Origin of the sequence: uncultured Xylophilus sp., from assembly GCA_913776965.1 — a bacterium.
Lineage (GTDB): Bacteria > Pseudomonadota > Gammaproteobacteria > Burkholderiales > Burkholderiaceae_C > Xylophilus.
The window spans coordinates 21,136-42,076 of the sequence record CAJYQL010000072.1 but is presented as its reverse complement, the minus strand read 5'-3'; the positions used below and the strand labels follow the sequence as shown (position 1 = coordinate 42,076).

Below are 20,941 nucleotides of genomic sequence, written 5' to 3'. Positions count from 1 at the left end.
GCGCTTGGCGATCAGCGGGCCCCACTGCAGGATCTGCTTGACGTTCTCCAGCGTGATGACCCGCGGCTGCACCTGGCCGGCCCAGCGCACGCCGACCCAGGCCAGGCCGCGCAGCACCTTGCTGCGCGGCTGGCCGCCGCGGGCCTGGCTGTGGTGGGTGCAGTCGGGCGACATGTGCAGCAGGCCGACCAGGCGGCCGCGGGTCGCGTCGCGCGGCGCCACGTCGAACACGTCGCGGCAGTAGTGTTGGGTCTGCGGGTGGTTGGCCGCGTGCATGCTGCAGGCGTCGCTGTCGTGGTTCACAGCGATATCGACATGCCGGCCGATCGCCTGCTCGATGGCTTCGGACATGCCGCCGCCGCAGGCGAAGTCGTCCACCAGCAGTTCGTCGGATAGGTCGAGGATGAATTGTGGGGTGCGCATCAGTCGGCCCGTCCCTTCTGTGCCGCACCTATTGGCGCCACGCTACCGCAGGGCTTCCCACTGTTCGGGCAGATCGGCCCGAAGTCGGCGCAGTCGCGGCACTTCGGCTCGCTCTTGCCGACCGGCACGAATCGGCGGGGCACCAGCACCGGATCCGCAGGGGCGGCCGGCTCGGCCGGTGCCGCTGTCAGAGCACGCCAAGCGACGCCCGCCAACCATGCAGCCCAGGCGCGCTGCACATTGAACGAGTCGTAGAAGCACGCGGTGCGGTCGAGGTTCGGGCCGCAGTCGAATTCAACGACCCACGCCTCGAAGGCTTCGCGCTCGGGTTCGCCTCGGCCATCGTTGGGCTGCGACGGCAGGGTGCCGACACGCGCGAGGACCGCACCGGCATAGTCGCGCATCAGCCGGCCGAGCGCGCCCTCGACGTGCTCGGCCGCTGCGATCTTCGGCGCGCCGGTGGCGGCGTTGGACCAGCGCAGCAGCAGCGGCCACAGCTCGGTGTTCTGGAAGTCGGGCAGCGGCGGGAGGCCGCCGGCGCCGGCGGTGGCCGCGGCGGGGCCGCCGGCCGGGATGCAGGTGATGTCGGTCATGGTGTCTCCATGTCGAGGGGGAGGGAACGGGCGGCGGCCGGCGCGTCGAACATCCGGCGGCTCTGCAGGGCGGCCTCGATGCGGCGGCAGGCCACGTCGAAGAAGTGCGGGCTCTGCTCGCAGCCGATGAAGCGGCGGCCGAGCTGGACGGCGGCCACGCCGGTGGTGCCGGAACCCATGAAGGGATCCAGCACGACACCGCCGGCGCTGCAGATGCGCACCATGTCGGCCATCAGCTCGACCGGCTTCTGCGTGATGTGCTCGCGGTTGGCTGGCGGCGTGTACTGGTAGAAGCCGGGCAGGACGCCGATGCCGCGCTCCAGCGGCATCGGGCCGGCGCTGCCCCACACCACGTACTCGCAGGCGGCGGTGAAGCGGCCGAGCTGCGGCCGGGCGCTACGCTTGAACCACGGCACCACGCCGCGCCAAACCCAGCCGCCGCCCTGCAGGTAGTCAGTGGAAACGGGGAGCTGCCGCCAGTCGGTAAACAGCAGGCCCGGCGCGCCCGGCTTGCAGGCGCGCAGCGCAGCCGCCGCCCACAGGCAGCTCCAGAAATGGAAGTTCCGCTGGTCGCGGTTGTCGCCGCCGAAGTTCTCCAGCGCTAGGTTGCCGCTGTCGCTCTGCAGGTATTTCGACCGCGTGTCCATCACGCGATCACCGCGGAAGGCGCCGCCGCTGCTGTAGGGCGGGTCGGTGATGAGGGCATCGACCGACTGCGCGTCCAGGGACTGCAGCATTTCCAGCGCGTCGCCGCGGTAGAGGATCGCGTCGCCGATCTTTTCCCGGAACATCAGGCACCTCCCGCGGAGGCATAGGCCGCGGCGCCGTCTGCGTAGAGCACCGGCAGGCCCAGGCCGGCGGCCAGGGTCTGCTCGACCAGGGCGCCGCGGGAGCGCTCCCAGCCTGGCAGCAGGAACACCGCGTCGCAGGTGACCAGGCGGGCGATGTCCATGCGCATGCAGTCCAGCCACTGCGCCGACGGGTCGGCGTTGATTTCCGCCGGGTTCTCGACGTGGTGGCCTTCGGCGCGCAGGGCCGCGGCCGCGGCGTGGAAGGCCGGAAAGTTCAGCTCGGGATAGCCCGACATCGGGCCGGCGATGTAGACGCGCATCGGGTCAGTCCTCCACCCGTTCGACGTGGTTGACCGGCAGGCCGGTGACGTGGCGCGCGGCGCGCACGGCGTGGGAGGCGTGGGGAGCGCGCACGCGGATCGTGCGCAGCAGGCCGGCGGCGGCGGCGCCCTCGACATCCTCGGCGGCGACTTCGGCCGGGACGACGGTGGCGCGGTAGCTGTGCAGGGTCTGGACGTGGGGGATGGGCAGCATGGTGGGATTTCCTCGGGTGGTCGGTGGTGGATCGGGTCAGGCGACGAGCTGGAGCTGCGCCGCGTTGTCGCCAGCGGGCGGTACCGGCTTGCGGCGCCGGCGGCGCGGGGCGTTCTGCTGGGCGATGCGGGCGCGCTCGGCGTCGAACACGGCGCGCAGGTGCTCGGTGGTGGTCTTGGACGAGTTCACGTAATCGCCGTCGATCGGCCGGGCGTAGGCGTGCATGCGCGGCTCGGTGCGTTTCGCTGTCATGGGGTGGGCTCCTGGCGGTGGGGTGGGACCGGCGCGGGGGCGCCAGCGGGGAGTACTGCCGCCGTGGCCGGGCCGGCGGCGGTCGTGCGGAAGGGGGACACGAAGTCGGCGCGGGTCAGGCGGTGCTCGGTCAGCACGCGCAGCAGGTCGGCCAGCAGCTCGGGCCGCGTGTCGAGCACCGCGCGCTTCATCGCCTCGCGGGCGGCCTGGCCGTCCTCGAAGTCGTCGCAGCGCCGGCGGGCTGCATCGAGCGTCGCGGCCAGCAGCGGCGACACCGGGCGGGCGCGATCGGGCACGGCGGCGCCGGCCTGGGCGGCGGGATGGGGGCGGGTGGTGCGGTTCGGTGTCACTGGAACCCCCCGGCGGTGGCGCGGGCGAAGGCCGCACGCATTTCCGCGACCCCGGACGGGGTGCACCAGTCCGGTTTTTCGGGCTCGGGCTGGCCGAAAAGCTCGCGCGCCAGCGTCCCGGTGATGCGGGCCGTACAGTTATTGAAACCAGTCCAAGCGCACGGCAGAGCCGCGCGGACGGCCGCGTCCTCGACCGCCGGCGCGGCCTGTTCCACGGTCGGGCCTGCGCCATCGACCACCGGTGTCCAGGCGATCCGGCGCGACACCAGCCACCGGCCGGCCATGCGGCCGCACTGCGCCCGCAGGCCGACGATGCGGCCGACGGTCACGGCCTCGCCGTATTTGTTGACCTGACCGTCCTCGGGCGGCCGGTGGGCGGTGCGCAGGCGCCACTGGCAGCGCTTGACCGCGTGACCGCCCATCGCCTCCATGAAGATGCGCCAGTCCGCGCGGACAGCGCCGCGGCGGTGGCATGCGTGATAGGCCCGCACGGTGTCGCGGTCGCCCTCTTGCTGGAACAGCTCCAACTGGTCGGGCGTCACGCGGCGCAGCTCGCGCCACACCGTCACGCTCGGCATGCCGAGCGGCTGGAATTGCCGGATGCCCCAGGTGGCCGCCCAGGCATCGACCCGGCGGGCGCCGGCGTTGCCGCCCGTCGCGGCCGGCTGGTCGCCTTGGTCCACTGCCATGCCGGGCAGGTCCATCGTGATGCCCTGGCCCTCCACCACGTCAAGGTGCTCGCGCAGGGCGATGTGGCCGACGCTCTTGGCGATGTACTTCGCCACGTAGCCGGCGCCGCCGCCGGCGACCATGCGCTTGACGTTGATCCGGTTCGCCTGCGCGCCGCGTTCGTTGCCGGCGTCGGACAGCCAGTAGCGGCGCAGCGAGGCCTCGAAGCGGATGGCCTCGGCCTCGCTCTCTACCCACACCAGGGCATGCCAGTGCGGCGTGCCGTCGTGGTGCGGCTCGGCCACGCGCAGGCCATACAGGCGCAGCTTCTTGCGGCCCAGGTGGGAGCGCAGGCGCTGCCACTTGTCGCGCAGCCAGAGCTGGCCGTCGCGCGGCGTGGCGCCCTCGTAGGTGCGATTCGGCACCGGCCGGCCGCCGGTGCCCAGCTTCACCGCATGGAAGCGGCTCGGCGTGGTCAGGGTGATGAACAGGCCGACGTGGCCGCGGCTGTCGGCATATTCCTCGGCGCCGCGGATGCGCGTCATCAGCTCGCCGCCGCGGATCGCCGGGTTGGCGGTGCCGAGCGCGGCCAAGTCGCGCAGGGTGTAGACCTGGCCCACCTCGTTGCGGTACAGCGTGCGGCCGAGGCTGTCGGCGTTGCGCTGTAGCTGCTGCTGCCGGCGCTGCAGGGTGCCGTGGCTCACGTAGCCGCCGCTGTCGCGGTGGACGACGCCCAGGCCGACCGCACCGCCCTCGACCACGCGCGCCACGTGCACGCGCAGGCGGCGGCGCCACCATGTCGGATCCTGTGCGCGCTTGATTGCCGGCTCGCCGGTGATGGCCTTGTCCTCTTGGATGCCGACCGAGCGGACCAGCAGGCGCACCGCATCGACGCGGGCCGGCAGGTCCAGGCCCTGCGCGATCGAGCCGTCGTCCAGCTCATCGGCATAGCCGGCCAGCTTCTTCGCCATCGCGCAGATGTCGTCGTCGCTGATGTCCCAGCCGATCGCGTCGCCGTGTTCGCGCTCGAAGTGGCGGACCAGCTCCAGCAGGCTCCAGGCTTGCGCCCACTCGGGCAGCTCCAGGCGCCAGCCGTCGGCGCTGGTGAGGATGTCCTGGGTCTGCTCGCGGCCGAAGCGGCGGCGGATCGCCGTGCGCCAGCCGGGCGGCGCGCAGTCCACCACACGCTTGAGGTGTGCCGATGCCTGGCCGAAGGTCAGCCGGTCCTCGCAGCCGAGCGCTGCGGCGCTGGCGTAGTTGAGTTCCCAGTCCTCGACCGACTGCGGCAGGTGCACCTTGGTCATCGCCTAGACCCTCGCCGCCAGCGCGGTGACGCGGGCGAAGTAACGTTTGCCGAAGCGCACCACGCTCTTGATTTCGTCGCGCTCGGGCGGCGGAATCTCCAGCCAGGCGCGGGAGGCGAGCGTCGACAGGTCGGTCTCGGTGCCGATGCCGGCCAGCAGCACCAGGGCCATGCGCCAGTTGGACGGCAGCTCGCACCACTCCTGCGACGCGGCATCGAGGTACTTCCCCTGGCTGGCGATCTGCACGAACTCATCGCGCAGGCGCATGAACCGCTGCAGCTCTGCGGGCAGCGCCGGCCGGCGCGCGACCGCCTGCAGCGCGGCAGGCACAGCGGCGAGCCCGAGGACGGGATCCGCCGAGGTGGCGATCGGGTCGAACGACACGCGGTCAGCCCTTGAACGGCCGCCACACGCCACGCGGCGGGTTGGCGTAAAGGCGGCGGTAGTCCACCGCGACGGATTCGCGCAGGTCGCGCAGGCGGGCGCGCTCGGCGACCGTCGGTGCGCGGGGGCGATCGGGGCAGGCCGGGTTGTCGGTGTGCGGTGCCAGGGGGCACAGCACGCCGTACTGCGGCGCGGTGAGGGTCGAGGGGTTCACGCGCGGCGGCCCTTTCGTGCGGGCACCACCGGGTCCACGATGAGCAACAGGCCGCCGCGCTTGCGGATCAGCTCCACCGTCCGCTCATGTTCGTTGAGCACGATGATGTAAGCGCGGCACACCGCGTCGAAGTTGCGCGTCCCATAGGTCCGCTGCCGGGCGGCTTCGAGGTACTGGACCGCGGCGCGCTCATCCCGTTCAGCGGGCAGGAACAGGCTGCCCAAGTCGTTCTTCTTGATCGTCAGTGCCATGACCGGTTACCCCCGCCGCGGCACGCGCAGGGCCGACATCGCCCGGGCGTCGCCGAACATGCGCTCGGCGCAGTCCATCGCGTCGCCGTTGCTGCGGGCGGCGACGCACATGCGGCGGCGCTGGCCGGCGATGTCGGTGTGCTTGACCGTCCACAGCTTCATGGGCGACGGGGTGTGCGGCTGCAGCCACTGCGGCAGGGCGCGGGGCGTGCGCAGGGTGGGCGACGGGGGCAGCAGGGACAACATCAGGCTTTCTCCGGGCAAGGCTTCGCCCAATCCGCAGCGCAGCGCGCTGCAGCGGGACGGGGAACGGGATGGGGCGGGGAGGGTGGCCGCGCTACGGCGGCGGACGGTTACGGGCCATGCGCGGCCACGCCGTCGTGGAAGATGTCGAGCTGGCCGCGGGCGACCTCGAAGGCTTCGCCGCTGGGCGGCAGGTCAGCGACGTGCAGGTGCTGCAGGGCGTCCTGCAGGCCGCGCACGTTGATGGCGGGCGACAGGGGCACGTTGAGCTGCGGGTTCAGCTTCACCGGCAGTTGCAGCCAGCGGGCCACCTCGCCGGTGAACACGAACCGCGCGAAGCAGTGCGGGTTGCGGCACTCGTAATAGACCTCGGTGACCAGCTCGGACAGTTGGCGCTTGTGGGTGCCGAAGGCCGCCTTGCCGCAGTTGGGGCAGGTGATGTGCAGCTTCATGCGGTGCCGTCCCTTTCGCTGACCAGGTAGAGCACGTTGCCGCCGGCTTGGCGGCTGATGCGACGGATGCGGGTCTTGACCAGCCACTCCAGGGCCTGCTCAAGGTTCGCCATGCCGCGGCGCACGCGCACCCGCTCCAGAAGGCGCTGCAGCTCGGCATTGACGGTGAGGGTGTGCTCAGGCATGGGGGTGGTTTCGGATGCTTTTCGACCGACGACTCGCTGCTTTTTGTCGTCTTCCGTCAGGCGGCGCGCTGTTCCAGACTCGGATCCTGTTCGGTAGCGACGGAGCGCAGGGCCTCTTTCATGCCCATTTCCCGAAACATGCTGGACGGCTGTTCGCCCCGGGCGTTCGCCATCTGCTGGATGAAGTCCCACTCATAGTCGTTCACGCGGATGGTCAGCCGGATGTCGCGCACGCGCTTCGGGTCGGGGTACATGCGAAACCTCAGGAGAAAACGATGGGAGCAAAGGACGAATCAAGAGCCGCGGAGCAGGCTGGAGGGGTGGCGGTCGTAGACCTCGGCGCCCTTGAGCGCCAGCAGGCGGACGACGGATGCCAGGCTTCGTTGTTCGGTTTCGGCGATGCGCTTGTGCCGAGCGCGTTCCTCGGCAGTGAAGCGGACGGGGACAGGCTTGGAGCTGTCCAGGCCATTCGGGGCGCGACGGATGCCGGTGCTGCTAGCGGTGAGGGCCATACGGGTACGATTGAGGAACGTAGAAATGCACTTTTTCAAATTATGACGCCGAATTATGCGCAAGACAAGCTCGGTAAGGCTGAATTGCGCGCAATCATCGGATCGCGCTTGCGAGAAGAGCGACAGCGGCTCAACTTGAGCCAAGCCGACTTGGCCGAGCGCAGCGAAGTTTCCAGGCGGTCAATCGTCGAGTGGGAGAGGGGTGCGCTCGTGCCTACCGTTGAGTTCATCGCGCACGCGGCTGAACTCGGCTTTGACCCGCTCTACGTCGTCACCGGTCAACGCATTGCTCTCAAGCAGGCGCAGGTTCTCGGCGTGCAACTCGATGCTGCAGAGCTGGAAGTGGTGGAAGCGTTCCGAGCGTGTGTGGAAGATGATCGGAAAGTGGTGAAGAGGATCGCAACAACGCTGGGGGGTATTAGCCGGTGATCGGCGAGCGCCTTAAGTCCGAGCGCATGCAGCTGGGTGCTGTGCAGGATGGGTTCGCCCAAACGGCGGGGGTGTCTCGACGGACGGTGCTCGCCTGGGAAAAGGGAGAGCAGACGCCGAGTGCGGAATTTCTCGCCAAGCTTGCGGTGGCCGGCGTTGACGTGCTGTACGTGGTCACTGGCACGCGCTCCAGCCTGCAGATGCAGTTCCTCGGTGCCCAACTCACGGACGAAGAAGCGGAAATGCTGACGGTCTTTCGCAGCGCGCCGGCGGAGTTCCGACGCAGCTTGTCCCAAATCGCCGCCGGCCTGGCGCGCGGTTCACTTCAACCCGACATACCTGCACGCACATGACGGACGTGACCCTCTCCCCCATCCGGTTTCGCTACTGCAACGCCGTCGGCGAAATCACCGAGCGAACGCTGGTGAAATGGGGTGAGGTAGGGCACTACATCCGCGGATGGGGCGAGGGTGATCCGCAGGTGCGAACGTTCCGCAAGGACCGGGTGCACGAGTACTACGACGGGTGCGCGCGGCTGCTGCGCGACCCCGCCGGCCAGCCGCCGCCGAAGGTGGTGCGCGATCGCCCGGCGGATGCACGGCCCCACATCCTCTTCACCGGCTTCGCCAAGGTCCAGCGCGCGACGCTGGAGAGCAAGGCCAACGCCGCCGGGCTCAAGGTGGTGCAGACCGTGACACAGGGACTGGTCTTTCTCTGCTGCGGTCCGAACGCTGGGCCGTCAAAGGTGGAGAAATCGCGGGCGCAGAACGTCTATGTGCTGACGGAGCCGGACATGCATGTGCTGATGGCGACGGGTGAGCTACCCGACAGTGCAATCGACTTACTGATGCGGTAGCACTCTGAGTTCTGTTGGTGTTTATTCAAAGCCCGCACTATTTAAATCGGTATTCGACTAACATTTAAATTTATTGAAGGTGCGTTGTGATTAAGGTTCCAGCAATCTCTGGATTTGCCATCAAAGATGAAGGATGGAGCCACGAAGAGGAGCGATTGCGAGTTTTGCAATCAACGAGGTTGCTGGAAGATGACACCGGAGTATGTTTTGATGAAGTGACGCGGATCGCGGCCGCGCTATTCAATGTTCCCGTAGCGCTCATCAACTTGATCGACTCTCAAAGTCTCCATCCCAAAGGTCGGTTTGGGTTGGATCAAACCTGTATTCCGCGCAATGGAGCATTTTGCGATTACACCATCAGGCAATCGACGCCTATGGTCATTCAAGATACTGAGCTGGATTCGCGGTTCGGCGATAGTGACCAAGATTCGACGGGCAAGATTTTCAGGTTTTATGCTGGCGTGCCTTTAATAACTTCGAAGGGCTTTGCCGTCGGTAGCATGTGCATACTCGACTACCAGCCTAGGCAGTTTTCCGTACAACAAGTAGGGCAACTCATCGACTTGGCAGCACTTGCTCTGGTGCAGATCGAGCACCGTCTTGCCACTGGTAAGTTGGACCATATCACCGGGCTGCATAACCGCACGCAGCTTGTTGAAGATATTGAAGATCTTGATAAATCAGAGTCGGGCCATCCGCGGTCTCTGATGGTCATGGAATTGATTGACCACGGTGAGCTTCAAGACATATCACGCCTGATGGGCGTTAAAACTCTCGAGATTTTTTTTCAGCAGATCGCTCGGCGAATTGCAGAACTAACCAGCGATTATCGCGTACGCCTCTACTATGTAGGTGTTTCTCGCTTTGCGGTGCTTTTTGATCACGCAGGCCGAACTGACACAGTCGTCCATGCCAACCAGCTGATACTTGAGGTTCAGCAATACTTGCGTTCAAAGGACGTGGTGATTGTCGGCGGGATACATGGAGGATTCAAACGGATAGCACGCGGTGAATCCGGAGATGATGTCATTCGACATGCTTTTGCAGCCTTGTATGAAGCCAAGTTGCATCATCGGCTACTCTTCGATTTCAACAGCGAGATTGACGAAAGACAGCATCGCATCAACAGCCTCATACGGGAAATACCTTTGGCTGTCAGCGAGGATCAGTTTTCCTTGGTCTATCAGCCCAAGTACAACGCGCGCCTGAAGAAATTCACTGGCGTTGAGGCTCTGCTGCGATGGAATCATCCAAAGTGGGGATTTATTCCCCCCAGTGAATTCGTGCCTTTGGCTGAAGCAACGCGGATGATTCAGGATATTACGACTTGGGTGTTGTCCAATGCACTTGCTCAGTTGAGATTGTGGAAGGTGGAAGGGCATTCTTTGACAGTTGCTGTCAATGTATCGTCAAAAAATCTTGAGCAACCCAATTTTGTTGACTATCTGCGGAGTATTCTGGAGGGTAATGAAATATCGCCTGCATCATTGCACATTGAATGCACCGAAAACGCTGTATTGACGGGCGGTATGACGAAGGGCGTACTTCGTGAGATTCAGGCACTTGGATGCTCAGTGTCGCTAGACGATTTCGGAAGTGGATATTGCAATCTTGCGTGCTTGCCCGAACTACCAGCAGAGCTTCTGAAAATAGATAGAAGCCTGATCGTGGATATCGAGAATGACACCCGCGCGAATTTACTGATTCAATCCATAATTTCTATGGGTCATGCGATGGGATACCGGGTTTTGGCTGAAGGTGTAGAGAGTAAGGGTATCTTTGATATTCTCATTGGCATGGGTTGTGATGCAATACAGGGATATTTTCTCGGCAAGCCCATGCCGCCTGAAGAAGTCATAAAGTACATCAGCAATTTTGACTACGAAAGTCTGCGCTGATGTAAAACTCGCTTGATGGAGGAGCCAGTGAACACCGTGAGTTGGATACTTCTTGCGCTAGGTTTCATGTCTGCGATTGCTGGGATTGCAGGGCTCTTCAACCCACGCTGGTTCCGCAGCCGGATGACAGGGCATGTGCCACACCGATCAAGTATTGCGCTGATCACGTTGGCCGGAACTCTGTTCCTCGGGTTGCACGGAGTTTTGTTCCATGACGAAGGACGGTTATGGCATGAATGGAGCTATCACAGAGATGTTGAAGACCGTACGCCTAAGATAGTAGGGACACCGCAGAAGTTCTCGACGCCGACCGTTATGGCCAGTGTCCTTGGCGACTTTCCACCGGAGTCTGGTGCATTCAGAATGATCAGAGCTGATCCGCTGCATATCCAACTGGTAATTACCGACACAAAATTTTTAGTAGATGCGCGGCAACTTCAAACACGTATGCTGCAAGCCTTTCAGTGGGGCGTCTGGCGGACTTTTATGCACACCGATCATGACGAGGTGACCGTGACGGTGATCGCATCTATGGCGATTGATGGACATACGACGCTCAGCGGACGGGTGCGACGTGATACGGCAGTGCACGTCCTGCAGAGGCACCTAGGTGTCCAGGAGTTCGCGGCACTCATCATGCCCGACCAAAAATGGACCGAGGTGGCAAAGCGGTGCCATTACGAGGGACTTGGGGAGCCGGGCCTGCATGCCTGTTCGCGCATTCTTGCCGGACGCCGTCTTTTTTGATCGAATGTTTTTGCTCCAGTCGCCCCGGCGTCGCGCTTGGCTCCTTGCGAAGTCACCCCATTGCCTAACATCGCATAGCACTACCCGCAAGCTCATCTAGCCAGTACGTCAACCACTTTTTTCAGCCTTTCGATCAACCGAAACAACCCTTATAACCCCCGCCGTACATTTGTCAGTAGTTACGGTGGTGGTCATACATGGATAACAACGAGCGGGCCCAAGAAAGCGGCAGCGCAAGCACAGATCAGCGCCTCCGGTCGATCTTCAACAGCGCCGTAGATTTCGCCGTTATCGGCATCGATCTGCACGGCATCGTCACCGACTGGAACCCTGGCGCAGAGAACATCCTGCGCTGGTCTGCCTCCGAGATGGTCGGACAAGACGCCAACCTTTTCTTCACGCGCGAGGATCGTGCAGAAGGTCGGATGTACACTGAAATGCGCTGCGCCCGGGAAGCAGGCCGCGCCTCGGACGAACGCTGGCATCTGCGCAAGGACGGCTCACGGTTCTGGGCCAGCGGCGAAATGATGCCGTTGCTCGATAGCAACAAAACCCATGTTGGCTATCTCAAGATCCTGCGCGATTCCACGGCCAAACGGATCGACGAAGGTGTCCTACGGTCCGAAACCGACTTTCTGAAAAGCGTCCTGGCGTCGTCGGCCGACTGCATCAAGGTACTGACCCTCGATGGCAGATTGGTCTACCTGAGCGAAGGCGGCCATTCTGCGCTCGAGGTCGAAAACTTTGACCAGATCCAAGGAAAGTTCTGGCCCGACCTTTGGCCGGATGCAGCGCGAGCCCAGGTAGCGGCATCAATCGACAGCGCCCGCGTCGGTGAAGGTGCGCGCTTCCAGGCATTCGCCCCCACGCTTAAAGGTACCGAGAAGTACTGGGATGTGCAGGTCTCTCCCATCCGTGGCCGCGATGGCACTGTCTCCCGGCTGCTGTCAGTTTCTCGCGATGTGACGGACGTGCGGTCTGTCGAGAGCAAGCTGGCTCGCAGCCAGGAACGCCTGCAGGCCGCGCTGAACGCTTCCGACATGATCGGCATTTGGGATTGGGACATTCGCGGCGATGTGGTGTACGCCGATGCGAAATTCGCCAAAGCCTATGACGTCGATCCGCAGGAGGCCGCGGCCGGGGCGCCCCTCGTGCGGTTCTTAGAAGGCATCCATCCCGACGATCAGGCGATGGTTGCGCAGGCGATCGACCGCGCACTGAAAGACGGCGCGGACTACGCATGCGAATACCGGCTTCTGCAAAAGGGCGGTGAGCCCATGTGGATCTCCGCACGCGGTATCGTGATCCGAGATGAGGCTTGGCAGCCGCTGCGAATGACCGGTGCCGGGATCGACATCACCGCACGCAAGCGTGCGGAAGAAGCGGTTCAAGACGCCAACCGCCGCCTTGCATCCCAGGTGCTCGAGGAACTGGCGAAGCGTGAGGTAGCGGAAGAATCCCTGCGTCAGTCCCAGAAGATGGAGGCCGTTGGCCAACTCACCGGCGGCTTGGCGCACGACTTCAACAACCTGCTGACCAGCGTGGGCGGCAGTCTGGAACTGGTGAAGAAACGCGGCGCGCAGGGTCGCTTCGACCAGCTGGACAAGTACCTGGATATCGCCTTGGGCGCCACCCAGCGTGCGGCAGCGCTTACCCATCGGCTGCTTGCTTTCTCGCGCCAGCAGACGCTCGATCCGAAGCCCACGAACGTGAACTGGCTGGTTGAGGGTATGGCCGAGCTCATCAACCGCACGATCGGACCGGAGATCACGTTGACGACCCGGCTCGATCCGAACCTGTGGAGTTCGCTGGTCGATCCCAGCCAACTCGACAACGCCCTGCTGAATCTGTGCATCAACGCCCGCGACGCGATGCCCAATGGCGGCACCTTGAACATCACGACCTTTAACTATCCGATGGGCGAAGCCGAGGCGGGACGCTGGGCGATCGAGCCGGGAGAGTATGTCGCGATCGATGTGAAGGACGACGGGGGCGGCATGCCCCCCGAGGTCATCAAACGGGTGTTCGAGCCGTTCTTCACGACAAAACCGTCAGGCCGGGGGACCGGGCTGGGGCTCTCGATGGTCTACGGATTCGCCAAGCAATCCGGCGGAGACGTGCGGATCCGTTCGTTCGTCAATGTAGGCACGACAGTCACCATCTGCCTGCCGCGGCACCATATTCATGAAGTCGAGAAGATTGCCAGCGAAACAGTGGCGACACCGCTCGCACAAGTCGGCCAGACGGTCCTGGTGGTCGATGACGAGCCATTGGTGCGCATGCTGCTGGTCGAAGTGCTGCAGGAACAGGGCTACACCGTGCTGGAGGCCGGTGAAGGGCCCAGCGCGACGGCGATCCTGCAGTCGGAAGCACGCATCGACCTGCTGGTCACGGATGTCGGCCTGCCGGGCGGCATGAACGGTCGGCAGATCGCTGATGCGATGCGGGTGAAGCGGCCGGACCTGCCGGTGCTGTTCGTGACCGGTTATGCGGAGAAGTCGCTGTCAGGCGAGCTGCCGGCGCGTATGCACGTGCTGACCAAACCATTCGCGATGGACCTATTCGTGGCGCGGGTGGAACAGTTGATCGACGTGCCTTGACCGGCGTCCGGCGCATGTTTGGCTAATCAGCGTCGTCGTCGGGCGTGTAGTTCGCGCCCGGCGCAGGCGCATCCGCGTTCTCCAGCTCCACCCGCGTGTGGAAGCCCGCATCACCCATCGTGTGCGTCGTCTTGACCGTCAGCCACGACGTGCCATCGATCTGCGGTTTGAAGCCTGCCACCGACACCGGCACCTGCGGGCCGAGCAGCGGCACGCCTAAGGCCAGGGTCAGCTCCAGCGTGGAGGCGCCGCGCTTCACGCGCTGATATTCCGCCTTGGCGGCGCGCAGCGCGTCTGTGGCGTTCGCATAGGTTTCGCGCAGGCGCTTGGCGTTGCCGCTGGCGCCGACGAGCACTCCGCGGCGCTTGGCCTTGCCCGGGTCATGCCAGTACGCGCGCACGCCGCTGTAGGCGTCGCGGTCGCTGGTGTGGTAGCGATGGTTGTCGCCCGATGCGCGGGTGATGGCGACGGCCTGCAGCGGCTGGCCGCCCGAGGTGGTGGTGCCGTTGATGGGCAGGAACAGCAGCCGATCGCGTTTGACGGTGCACACTGCGTCGTGCTGCTTCGCCAGGCGGGTGAGGAAGTTGACGTCGCTCTCGCCGATCTGGTCGATGTGTTCGACCGGCAGGGCGGCCAGCGTGGGATCCACGCGCGGCGTCAGCTGGTTGCGGCCGGCGATGGTGCCGACGATGGCGCCGACGGTGGTGCGGTGGTAACTGTGCTCGGCACGCACCCGCAGGGACTGCCGCAGTTCGGCACTGCGGGCGCGGATGGTGAGCATGTCGGGCGCGCCGGTATGTTCGGTTTCGTCCACCACGAACGTTCCTTTATCGACCAGGCCGGTGTCGGCCCAGCCGATCGCCAGCGACAGCTCCACGCCCTTGCCGGGGATATCGAGCAGGCCGTCATGGTCGGAGAGCGACAGGTCCAGCCGGTCGGCCTCGTCGCCGCGGCACTCGGTCAGGCTCAGGCCGATGAGGCGGGGATCCACGGTCGGAGTAATGTCCCGGCCGTCGAGGGTCAGGCGGTAGATGGGTCGGGGGTGCGCGGCCATCAGTCGTCCAGCCCGTTCGCGCGGACGGTGGCGGCCTGGGCGCGGCGGTCATCGACGCGGGTGAGCTTGAGCTGGAATTCGATGCGCTGGGCGGTGCCGTCGGCGAGGAACACGCTGTGCGTTTCGTTCATCGACTCGAGCACGAACTCGCCGTAGATGCGGCCGGCGCCGTCGGCCAGTGGCTCGGCCGCGCCGCTGTCGCCCATTTTGCGCAACTGGTCCAGGCCGACCCGGCCGCCGGTGATTTCGAGCGCCACCAGGCCGTTGAGGTCGATGGTGTCGTCACCCGGGCCGACGAACTGGCGCGCCGGCCGGGCGCCGACGCGGCTGTGCCACGGGTGGCGCCAGGTGGTCTGGCGCTGCAGCTCCTGGAACGCGGCGGTGGTGAGGCTGAAAACGAATTGTCCGAAGGCCATCATCATGACGGGCGGCTCCTGGCGGTCAGTCGATGTCGGAGAGGCGCGAGCGGGCGGCGGCGCCGCGCTCGCGCTGGCGGCGGTCCAGCTCGGCACTGATGGCGCGGGCGATGGCCTGCGCATCCATGCCGGGCGCGGCGGTGATGTTGATCGTGATGGTGTCGCCGCCGGCGGCGGCGGCCTGCGCGGTCCGCGGGCCGGCGGTGAGCGGCGGCCGCGCATCGACGCCGAGCGCGTCGCCCGCCATCGCGGCGCCCGGCATGGCGACCATCGCCGAGGCAGCCAGCGCGGCCGCGGCCCGGCGCACCTGGGCCTGCCGGTTGTCGATGCCGATGGCCGCGCCTTCGCCGATGTACTGGCCGGCGGCCATGAAAACCCGGCTCGGGCTTTGGATGCCCAGCTTTTCCTTGAACCAGCCGAGCGCGGCACCCGCGGCGCCGACGATCGCGTCCTTGACCTTGCCGAGCGTGCCGGTGATGCCGTTCGCTAGTCCGTTCATGATTTCCGCGCCGGCGTTGTAGAAGCGCATGGGGAGCTGCACCAGCCACGCGAGGGCCGAGTCGAAGGCACCGCGCACGGTGGTCCAGAGCTGCTGGAAGAAGGCGGCGATCGGACCCCAATTCCGATAGATCAGGTACGCGGCCGCGGCCAGGGCGACGATGACGGCAGTGATGGCCCACACGACAGGGCCGCCGGCGACGAAGGCGGACCACATCAACCCGGCGCCGCGCGCCACCCAGGAGAACACGCCCACGAGCTTGGCGAAGCCGCCGGCGACGGTCGCCAGGACAGGGCCCGAGAAGTACGCGAACACGAAGCGCGCCAGCATCATCTTGCCGACGACCAGGGCGAGCGGGATCAGCAGCATGCCGAAGGCTGCGACCAGGGCGGAGGCTGCTAGGGCCAGCGTGAGCACGCCGCTGACCAGGGCGGGGTTGTTCTGCACGAAGCGGGTGAAGTGCTCCAACAGCGGATTCACGACAGCGCTAATGCGTGCCAGGGCCGGCTCCAGCCGCTCGCCCAGCACGGCGCCCAGGTTGAATGCCCGGTTTTGCGTGGTCTGGAGTTGCGCCGACATGTTCTGCATGCGGGCCTCGAACTCGCGCGCCATCGCGCCTTTGGCCTTGTCGCCGTTCGCCAGATCGCGCTGGCGCTGCAGTTCCTCGGGCTTGTCCACCAGCTTCGCCAGCGTGTCGGAGTGCTCCAGGCCGGCCAGCTCGACCATCACGCCGATGCGCTTGTCCTTCGGCAACTTGCCGATGGCGGCGATCACCTTGTCGAGCGTGCCGACGGCATCGACGGACATGCCCTTTTGCACGTCCTTTCCCTTTAGGCCGATCTCACCGAGGGCGGCCTGGAACTTCTTGGAGCCCTTGGTCGCCGCGGCGAACTTCTGCACGATGGCGTTGGTCGCGGTGCTGGCGGTTTCCGTCCGCTCGCCGAGAGTCAGCAGGGTGGAGCCGATGGCCGCCGCGTCCCGCGCAGACATGGCGACGGTGGACACCACGCCCGACGTGCGGTTGAGGAAGTCGATGATGTCGCTGCCCTTGCTGATGGCGTTGTCATCGAGGTAGTTGATGGAGTCGGCCAGGCCCGCGATTTCCGTCACCGGAATTTTGAAGTTTTTCGCGACCTTGCCCATCGACTCGGCCACATGGTCGGGCACGGCGTCGAAGGCGGTCGCCATCATCGCGGCGGTGCGGGCGAAGTTCTGCAGCTCCTGGCGCGGCACCTCCATCCGGGCGGCGGCGGTGACCATTTCCGCGATCTGCGTCGTCGGGATCGGCAGCTCATGGCTCAGGCTGCGCACCTGTTCCTCGATCGCGCGATAGACCGGCGTGAGCTGGCCCAGCTCGCGGGCGCCTTCGACCTGGCGGGCGACGCCGAGCATGGCGTCCTGATGGGCCATGTAGCTGCGGACGGGGCCGAGCACCGTGCGCACGCCGGCCTCGCCGGTGGCCTTGAGCGCCACACCGGTGCCGGCGGCCATGCCGGTGTGCAGCATCGCCTTGGCGTGCCGTGCCTTGAGGTCGGCCAACGCACGCTGTTTGTCGGCAACCCCTTTTAACTGCGCCTCCTGCAGTTTTAGCGTGGCGTTGAGCTGTTCCGCGCTGGCGCGATATGCGCGGGTCTTGCCGGCCAGCCCATCCGTACCGATGCCCGCCTCTTCCAACCGCCTCCGGTAGCCTGCGAGGCGATCTTCGCCGGCACGCATCTGGGCGCCGACTTGGGCAGTGCGATCGCCGACATTCTTGACCTGCGCTTTAAATTTCGACAGGGCGGCGGCGGACCGTTCATAGGCCGACTGGTTTGACAGCAGACTGATGCGCGCAAGTTCGAGTTGGCGCGTGTATGCCGCGCTCTCGATCTTCCCGTCTTGATATCGCTCGGTAAGTTCCTTGTGTGCCTGTTGGGCGACTTTCAGACTCGCCTTGATGTTGATGTGCCGTGTGCGCTGCTCTTCGAGTTGGGCCGCGAAGCGCACGCCCTTTTCCTGAAGCTCCTGCAAGGTCCGGCCCTGGGTACGGAGCTGGACCGTGGTGGTGCGGAAGCCGCGCATGTCCGCCTGGGCGCGGTCGAGTTCCTTGAGCCGGTCGCGGGTTTCTTTCAGCGCTTTGCCAGCTTCGCCGCCGGTCGCATTGATCTTGCGCAGGACGGCGCTTGCCTTGTCGATGGTCTGCAGGACAACCTGCAGGCGCAGGTCATTCGCCACGGGCACCCCCTGCCGGGGTGCGGCCGGTCAGTCGCCGGCTAGGACGCGCTCCATGTCGCGCACCCGCTCGGCGTCCTCGCGGGCGGAGAAATACGCCCATACGCTCGACAGCGCCAGGAGCGGCCAGCAGACGAACGCCAGCACTGCCAGGCAGAGCAGGACGACGAACAGCAGGGACAGGACGGTGGACATGTGGGCGCATCGTACTACTCATCGGCGGGGGTGTTGCGCGCGCGGGCGCGCTCGCGCCACTCCATCAGTTCGGTCAGGGTGAAACCCTCCATGTCGGCCGGCCGCCAGTGAAACACCAGGGCCAGGTCCGCCATGGCTTCTTCTACGCGGTCGGGGAGGCCGGCACCCGGTCCGCCTTCGGCAGCAAAAAATTCGACACCTCGGTGCCGAGCTGCACCAGGTCGGCGGGGTCGAGGTTGTCCACGTCGGCCTTGATGAGCATGGGCGTGGTGATGCGCGGCAGCACGGTCTGCAGGGCGCCCACGTCCATCTGCAGCAGGGCGACCAGCGACACGCCGCGCAGCTCGCCGGACTTCGGCAGGCGGACCTGCACCTGGGTGACGGTCTGCGATCCGCGCTTGATGGGCACATCGAGGGTGACGGTGCCGGCCATGACGGGGCCGGCGGCCGGGGTGGCGGACGGTGCAGCGGATGCGGGGAGGGTTTCGGATGCGTCGGGCATGGTGGTGGCTCAGGAGGGAGGGCAGAGAGGAAGGCGCCGCGGCGTCGGCCGCCGCGGCAGGACGGCGCCGGTCAGGCGATGCCGAGGGCGGTGCGGACCCGCGCGAGGCGGTCCACGCCGGCGATGATCTCGACCATGTTCATCAGGTCGATTTCGTGCAGCACCTCGCCGTCGTAGGTGAGCTTGTAGTAGCTCAGGACGCTCTTGACCTTGATTTCCGTTGCGTCGCCGGCCTTGTGCTTGCCGAAGTCGATTTCGGAGTGCCGGCCGCGCACCACCACCTCCAGCGGGATCGCGTCGGCCACGTCGTCGGCCTGCAGCGCTCCGGCGAAGCGCAGCAGCACCGCGTCGTGCCGCAGCTCGGCCCATTGGGTCAGGAGGGACCGCAGGTAACCGGCGGCGGTCCATTCCATTTCGAGCGCTTCCATGCCGAAGTCGAGCTTGATGGGGCCGTTCATGCCGCCGGCGCGGTAGTCCTCCATCTTGCGGGACAGCTTGGGGAGCTGCACCTCGGGCACTTCGCCCGCGTAGGACACGCCGTCGTTGAACAGCACGAAGTTTTTGAGCTTGCGGGGCAAGGTCATGGGGCCTCCAGGGCGATGCGTTGAGAGGGGCGGCGGTCGGGTCAGGTGCCGGCGGCGACGCGGCCCGCGAAGTCGGCGAAGTAGCGATCGGTGATGCGCTGCTGGAACGTCAGATCCTCGATGGGCGGGATCGGCGTGTAGTCGTAGTCGATGGTGAGCTTGCCGCTCTTGAGCGTGGCCGACGTGTTGAATTCCTCGTTGAACCAGGCGCTGCCGTCGATGATGTAGCCGAAGGCTTTCAGCTCGCGGAACTTCGCGTTGATGCCTTCGATGATGTCTTTCACGATGGACGGATGCAGGGGTTTGTCCACCGCCCACATGTGCGCCTCGGCGATGCTGTCGGCCAGCACCTGGGCGGTGCGGGTGGCGGACTCGAAAGCGAACAGCGGGTCATCGCTGCAGGTGCGCGAGCCCCAGAAGCGGAAGCCGTTTTTGTTGACGAGCGTCGTCACGTCGGCCGCGTTGAGCACGCCGGCATCGGTGGCCGGGTTCTGCAGGTCCCAGTAGATGTCACGGCTCAGGCCGGTGACGCCGTTGACTGCCATGTTCGACAGGGTTTTGTGCCAGCCGATGTCTTGGTCGATCTTCGAGCGCAGGCCTAGCGCATAGGCAGTGGCCGGCGCGTTGACGGTTGCGCTGGTGCTGGTGTCCCAGCGGGTGAAGTCGGGATGGATGAGCATCAGCTCGCGCGCGGCGAACAGGTTGCGGTAGGCGGTCGCGTCGGCCACGGTCTTGCAGTCGTGCGCGCTGGCATAGACGAAGCCGCGGAGCTGCTGGGCGATGCTGACCAGCTCGGCCGTCACGGCTTGGGTGTCGAGGCCCGGCGCGCCGAGGATGCGGGGCTTGACGCCGAGTTGCGACGGGGCGGCCAGCAGGGCCTTCGCGCCGGTGTACTGGCCGGTGTTGGTGACGGTGCCGATGACCTTGCTATTCAGGTCGGCTGCCTTTTCTGCGGCGGTGGCGCCCACACCGTCGGCCACGCGCACCACGACGATGACGGGGCGGACCTGCTTGGAAATGGCTTCGAGCGAGGCGGCCAGGGTGCCCAGCGTGCCGGCCTTGCCGATCGCGGCGAACACGTTGGTGACGAGCACCGGCTTGTTGAGGGGGAAGGTGGCCGCATCGGCGTCGGAGCCGGTGGCGACCAGGCCGATGACGGCCGTCGAAACCATGCGAATCGGGCGCGTGCCTTCGTTGATTTCGATGACGCGTACGCCGTGGTGGTATTCGGTGGGCATGGGGTTGAGCCTTGCGGTAGGAGGTGCCCCCATTGCACCGCGCCGCGCGCGCGCGGGCCAGCGGATGCTGCGTTGCACCCGCTGTGCCACAACGGCAGATGCTGCTACTGAAGCACGCCCGAGAGGATGGCCGCGGTGCGGGCCTCGATGTCCTCGACCACGCCCAGGCCGTGCAGCACGGTGAGTACCTGCGCGATGCCGGCCTGGGTGGACGCCAGCGACAGGTTGACGTGGGTCAACCGCGGGTCATCGAGGATGTCGAAGAAGTCGTCGAAGGCGTCGGACAGGTTCTGTTGTTCCGGGTCGGTGCTCGCGCGAATGCGCTTGATGGCGATCCGCTCGGGCGCGGTGAACAGGAGCTTGAACTCGGGCGGGGTAACGGTGACCGTGACGCCAGGCGCTGGAGCGCTGGCGGGCGGCACGTATCCGACGAAGCGGTAGTCCGACCAGCCGCCGGTAAAACAGCGGCCGCCGTCGAGTTCCAGGCATTGGTCGAGCGCGATGACCGAGGTGAACTCGTGCGCGACATCGTTGTGATCGATGAGTGCGGGCATG

General features: G+C 65.8%; 30 protein-coding genes. 6 read left to right on the top strand and 24 right to left on the bottom strand.

The window, feature by feature from the left end:
* From QZ500_RS11280 to QZ500_RS11210, 15 genes are all read right to left on the bottom strand, one after another.
* Positions 1-423, bottom strand: a 423-nt coding sequence (locus QZ500_RS11280; protein ID WP_295855255.1) for a DNA cytosine methyltransferase, incomplete at its 3' end; no start/stop codon positions are given.
* Positions 423-1,016: a hypothetical protein gene (locus QZ500_RS11275; protein ID WP_295855253.1), complete on the bottom strand. Its 594-nt coding sequence runs from the start codon at positions 1,014-1,016 to the stop codon at positions 423-425. The genes QZ500_RS11280 and QZ500_RS11275, both read right to left, overlap by 1 nt.
* Positions 1,013-1,807 (bottom strand): site-specific DNA-methyltransferase, encoded by a 795-nt coding sequence (locus QZ500_RS11270; protein ID WP_295855252.1) that lies wholly within the window; start codon positions 1,805-1,807, stop codon positions 1,013-1,015. The genes QZ500_RS11275 and QZ500_RS11270 overlap by 4 nt, the downstream gene beginning before the upstream one ends.
* Positions 1,807-2,127, bottom strand: coding sequence for a DUF4406 domain-containing protein (locus QZ500_RS11265; RefSeq protein ID WP_295855250.1), 321 nt, complete (start codon positions 2,125-2,127; stop codon positions 1,807-1,809). The genes QZ500_RS11270 and QZ500_RS11265 overlap by 1 nt, the downstream gene beginning before the upstream one ends.
* A 4-nt stretch (positions 2,128-2,131) precedes the next feature.
* On the bottom strand, positions 2,132-2,341 hold the full coding sequence (locus QZ500_RS11260) for a hypothetical protein (RefSeq protein WP_295855247.1): 210 nt from the start codon (positions 2,339-2,341) through the stop codon (positions 2,132-2,134).
* A gap of 36 nt (positions 2,342-2,377) precedes the next feature.
* Complete coding sequence (locus QZ500_RS11255; RefSeq protein WP_295855245.1) at positions 2,378-2,593, bottom strand: hypothetical protein; 216 nt, start codon at positions 2,591-2,593, stop codon at positions 2,378-2,380.
* Positions 2,590-2,943 (bottom strand): hypothetical protein, encoded by a 354-nt coding sequence (locus tag QZ500_RS11250; RefSeq protein ID WP_295855242.1) that lies wholly within the window; start codon positions 2,941-2,943, stop codon positions 2,590-2,592. The genes QZ500_RS11255 and QZ500_RS11250 overlap by 4 nt, the downstream gene beginning before the upstream one ends.
* Complete coding sequence (locus tag QZ500_RS11245) at positions 2,940-4,916, bottom strand: replication endonuclease (protein WP_295855240.1); 1,977 nt, start codon at positions 4,914-4,916, stop codon at positions 2,940-2,942. Before QZ500_RS11245 ends, QZ500_RS11250 begins: the two co-directional genes overlap by 4 nt.
* 3 nt (positions 4,917-4,919) lie before the next feature.
* Complete coding sequence (locus QZ500_RS11240) at positions 4,920-5,300, bottom strand: hypothetical protein (protein WP_295855239.1); 381 nt, start codon at positions 5,298-5,300, stop codon at positions 4,920-4,922.
* 4 nt (positions 5,301-5,304) lie between these two features.
* On the bottom strand, positions 5,305-5,514 hold the full coding sequence (locus QZ500_RS11235) for a hypothetical protein (protein WP_295855238.1): 210 nt from the start codon (positions 5,512-5,514) through the stop codon (positions 5,305-5,307).
* On the bottom strand, positions 5,511-5,765 hold the full coding sequence (locus QZ500_RS11230; protein ID WP_295855235.1) for a hypothetical protein: 255 nt from the start codon (positions 5,763-5,765) through the stop codon (positions 5,511-5,513). The genes QZ500_RS11235 and QZ500_RS11230 overlap by 4 nt, the downstream gene beginning before the upstream one ends.
* Before the next feature lie 6 nt (positions 5,766-5,771).
* Complete coding sequence (locus tag QZ500_RS11225) at positions 5,772-6,011, bottom strand: hypothetical protein (protein ID WP_295855234.1); 240 nt, start codon at positions 6,009-6,011, stop codon at positions 5,772-5,774.
* Between the two features lie 107 nt (positions 6,012-6,118).
* Positions 6,119-6,460 (bottom strand): ogr/Delta-like zinc finger family protein, encoded by a 342-nt coding sequence (locus QZ500_RS11220; protein ID WP_295855233.1) that lies wholly within the window; start codon positions 6,458-6,460, stop codon positions 6,119-6,121.
* On the bottom strand, positions 6,457-6,645 hold the full coding sequence (locus tag QZ500_RS11215; protein ID WP_295855229.1) for a hypothetical protein: 189 nt from the start codon (positions 6,643-6,645) through the stop codon (positions 6,457-6,459). The genes QZ500_RS11220 and QZ500_RS11215 overlap by 4 nt, the downstream gene beginning before the upstream one ends.
* Before the next feature lie 56 nt (positions 6,646-6,701).
* On the bottom strand, positions 6,702-6,899 hold the full coding sequence (locus tag QZ500_RS11210; protein ID WP_295855226.1) for a hypothetical protein: 198 nt from the start codon (positions 6,897-6,899) through the stop codon (positions 6,702-6,704).
* Positions 6,900-6,920: 21 nt separating this feature from the next.
* Here QZ500_RS11210 and QZ500_RS11205 point away from each other — a divergent pair, with 21 nt between their 5' ends.
* From QZ500_RS11205 to QZ500_RS11180, 6 genes are all read left to right on the top strand, one after another.
* The gene (locus QZ500_RS11205; protein ID WP_295855223.1) at positions 6,921-7,586 is read left to right on the top strand and encodes a helix-turn-helix domain-containing protein; all 666 of its coding nucleotides are present in this window, start codon (positions 6,921-6,923) and stop codon (positions 7,584-7,586) included.
* Positions 7,583-7,939 (top strand): helix-turn-helix transcriptional regulator, encoded by a 357-nt coding sequence (locus QZ500_RS11200; RefSeq protein ID WP_295855220.1) that lies wholly within the window; start codon positions 7,583-7,585, stop codon positions 7,937-7,939. The genes QZ500_RS11205 and QZ500_RS11200 overlap by 4 nt, the downstream gene beginning before the upstream one ends.
* A gap of 5 nt (positions 7,940-7,944) precedes the next feature.
* Positions 7,945-8,442, top strand: coding sequence for a hypothetical protein (locus QZ500_RS11195; RefSeq protein WP_295855217.1), 498 nt, complete (start codon positions 7,945-7,947; stop codon positions 8,440-8,442).
* Between the two features lie 86 nt (positions 8,443-8,528).
* A complete protein-coding gene (locus QZ500_RS11190) occupies positions 8,529-10,340 on the top strand; it encodes a sensor domain-containing phosphodiesterase (RefSeq protein WP_295855215.1) in 1,812 nt (603 codons plus the stop codon).
* A 27-nt stretch (positions 10,341-10,367) separates the two neighbouring features.
* Positions 10,368-11,087 (top strand): hypothetical protein, encoded by a 720-nt coding sequence (locus tag QZ500_RS11185; protein WP_295855212.1) that lies wholly within the window; start codon positions 10,368-10,370, stop codon positions 11,085-11,087.
* Between the two features lie 197 nt (positions 11,088-11,284).
* Positions 11,285-13,687, top strand: a complete 2,403-nt coding sequence (locus tag QZ500_RS11180; RefSeq protein WP_295855209.1) for a PAS domain S-box protein — start codon at positions 11,285-11,287, stop codon at positions 13,685-13,687.
* A gap of 22 nt (positions 13,688-13,709) precedes the next feature.
* Here QZ500_RS11180 and QZ500_RS11175 read toward each other — a convergent pair whose 3' ends face one another.
* The 9 genes from QZ500_RS11175 to QZ500_RS11135 form a co-directional block, all read right to left on the bottom strand.
* Complete coding sequence (locus tag QZ500_RS11175; RefSeq protein ID WP_366763017.1) at positions 13,710-14,678, bottom strand: contractile injection system protein, VgrG/Pvc8 family; 969 nt, start codon at positions 14,676-14,678, stop codon at positions 13,710-13,712.
* Positions 14,679-14,740: 62 nt separating this feature from the next.
* Entirely contained in the window at positions 14,741-15,163 is a 423-nt protein-coding gene (locus QZ500_RS11170; RefSeq protein ID WP_295855205.1) for a phage tail protein, read from the bottom strand.
* A 19-nt stretch (positions 15,164-15,182) separates the two neighbouring features.
* Positions 15,183-17,870, bottom strand: coding sequence for a phage tail tape measure protein (locus tag QZ500_RS11165; RefSeq protein WP_295855202.1), 2,688 nt, complete (start codon positions 17,868-17,870; stop codon positions 15,183-15,185).
* A gap of 27 nt (positions 17,871-17,897) precedes the next feature.
* Positions 17,898-18,062 (bottom strand): hypothetical protein, encoded by a 165-nt coding sequence (locus QZ500_RS11160; protein WP_295855200.1) that lies wholly within the window; start codon positions 18,060-18,062, stop codon positions 17,898-17,900.
* 14 nt (positions 18,063-18,076) lie between these two features.
* Positions 18,077-18,196: a GpE family phage tail protein gene (locus QZ500_RS11155; RefSeq protein ID WP_295855196.1), complete on the bottom strand. Its 120-nt coding sequence runs from the start codon at positions 18,194-18,196 to the stop codon at positions 18,077-18,079.
* A gap of 8 nt (positions 18,197-18,204) precedes the next feature.
* A complete protein-coding gene (locus QZ500_RS11150; protein WP_295855194.1) occupies positions 18,205-18,564 on the bottom strand; it encodes a phage tail assembly protein in 360 nt (119 codons plus the stop codon).
* Positions 18,565-18,635: 71 nt separating this feature from the next.
* Positions 18,636-19,148: a phage major tail tube protein gene (locus QZ500_RS11145; RefSeq protein ID WP_295855193.1), complete on the bottom strand. Its 513-nt coding sequence runs from the start codon at positions 19,146-19,148 to the stop codon at positions 18,636-18,638.
* Positions 19,149-19,189: 41 nt separating this feature from the next.
* Positions 19,190-20,386 (bottom strand): phage tail sheath protein, encoded by a 1,197-nt coding sequence (locus QZ500_RS11140; protein WP_295855191.1) that lies wholly within the window; start codon positions 20,384-20,386, stop codon positions 19,190-19,192.
* Positions 20,387-20,490: 104 nt separating this feature from the next.
* Complete coding sequence (locus QZ500_RS11135; protein WP_295855189.1) at positions 20,491-20,940, bottom strand: hypothetical protein; 450 nt, start codon at positions 20,938-20,940, stop codon at positions 20,491-20,493.
* Between the last annotated feature and the right edge of the window lies 1 nt (position 20,941).

Excerpts from the sequence above, each read along its gene's own strand:
- QZ500_RS11275 (WP_295855253.1), bottom strand. The coding sequence starts at position 1,016 with ATGACCGACATCACCTGCATCCCGGCCGGCGGCCCCGCCGCGGCCACC.
- QZ500_RS11270 (WP_295855252.1), bottom strand. The coding sequence starts at position 1,807 with ATGTTCCGGGAAAAGATCGGCGACGCGATCCTCTACCGCGGCGACGCG.
- QZ500_RS11265 (WP_295855250.1), bottom strand. The coding sequence starts at position 2,127 with ATGCGCGTCTACATCGCCGGCCCGATGTCGGGCTATCCCGAGCTGAAC.
- QZ500_RS11260 (WP_295855247.1), bottom strand. The coding sequence starts at position 2,341 with ATGCTGCCCATCCCCCACGTCCAGACCCTGCACAGCTACCGCGCCACC.
- QZ500_RS11255 (WP_295855245.1), bottom strand. The coding sequence starts at position 2,593 with ATGACAGCGAAACGCACCGAGCCGCGCATGCACGCCTACGCCCGGCCG.
- QZ500_RS11245 (WP_295855240.1), bottom strand. The coding sequence starts at position 4,916 with ATGACCAAGGTGCACCTGCCGCAGTCGGTCGAGGACTGGGAACTCAAC.
- QZ500_RS11230 (WP_295855235.1), bottom strand. The coding sequence starts at position 5,765 with ATGGCACTGACGATCAAGAAGAACGACTTGGGCAGCCTGTTCCTGCCC.
- QZ500_RS11225 (WP_295855234.1), bottom strand. The coding sequence starts at position 6,011 with ATGTTGTCCCTGCTGCCCCCGTCGCCCACCCTGCGCACGCCCCGCGCC.
- QZ500_RS11220 (WP_295855233.1), bottom strand. The coding sequence starts at position 6,460 with ATGAAGCTGCACATCACCTGCCCCAACTGCGGCAAGGCGGCCTTCGGC.
- QZ500_RS11215 (WP_295855229.1), bottom strand. The coding sequence starts at position 6,645 with ATGCCTGAGCACACCCTCACCGTCAATGCCGAGCTGCAGCGCCTTCTG.
- QZ500_RS11210 (WP_295855226.1), bottom strand. The coding sequence starts at position 6,899 with ATGTACCCCGACCCGAAGCGCGTGCGCGACATCCGGCTGACCATCCGC.
- QZ500_RS11205 (WP_295855223.1), top strand. The coding sequence starts at position 6,921 with ATGGGAGCAAAGGACGAATCAAGAGCCGCGGAGCAGGCTGGAGGGGTG.
- QZ500_RS11180 (WP_295855209.1), top strand. The coding sequence starts at position 11,285 with ATGGATAACAACGAGCGGGCCCAAGAAAGCGGCAGCGCAAGCACAGAT.
- QZ500_RS11170 (WP_295855205.1), bottom strand. The coding sequence starts at position 15,163 with ATGATGATGGCCTTCGGACAATTCGTTTTCAGCCTCACCACCGCCGCG.
- QZ500_RS11160 (WP_295855200.1), bottom strand. The coding sequence starts at position 18,062 with ATGTCCACCGTCCTGTCCCTGCTGTTCGTCGTCCTGCTCTGCCTGGCA.
- QZ500_RS11155 (WP_295855196.1), bottom strand. The coding sequence starts at position 18,196 with ATGGCGGACCTGGCCCTGGTGTTTCACTGGCGGCCGGCCGACATGGAG.
- QZ500_RS11150 (WP_295855194.1), bottom strand. The coding sequence starts at position 18,564 with ATGCCCGACGCATCCGAAACCCTCCCCGCATCCGCTGCACCGTCCGCC.
- QZ500_RS11145 (WP_295855193.1), bottom strand. The coding sequence starts at position 19,148 with ATGACCTTGCCCCGCAAGCTCAAAAACTTCGTGCTGTTCAACGACGGC.
- QZ500_RS11140 (WP_295855191.1), bottom strand. The coding sequence starts at position 20,386 with ATGCCCACCGAATACCACCACGGCGTACGCGTCATCGAAATCAACGAA.
- QZ500_RS11135 (WP_295855189.1), bottom strand. The coding sequence starts at position 20,940 with ATGCCCGCACTCATCGATCACAACGATGTCGCGCACGAGTTCACCTCG.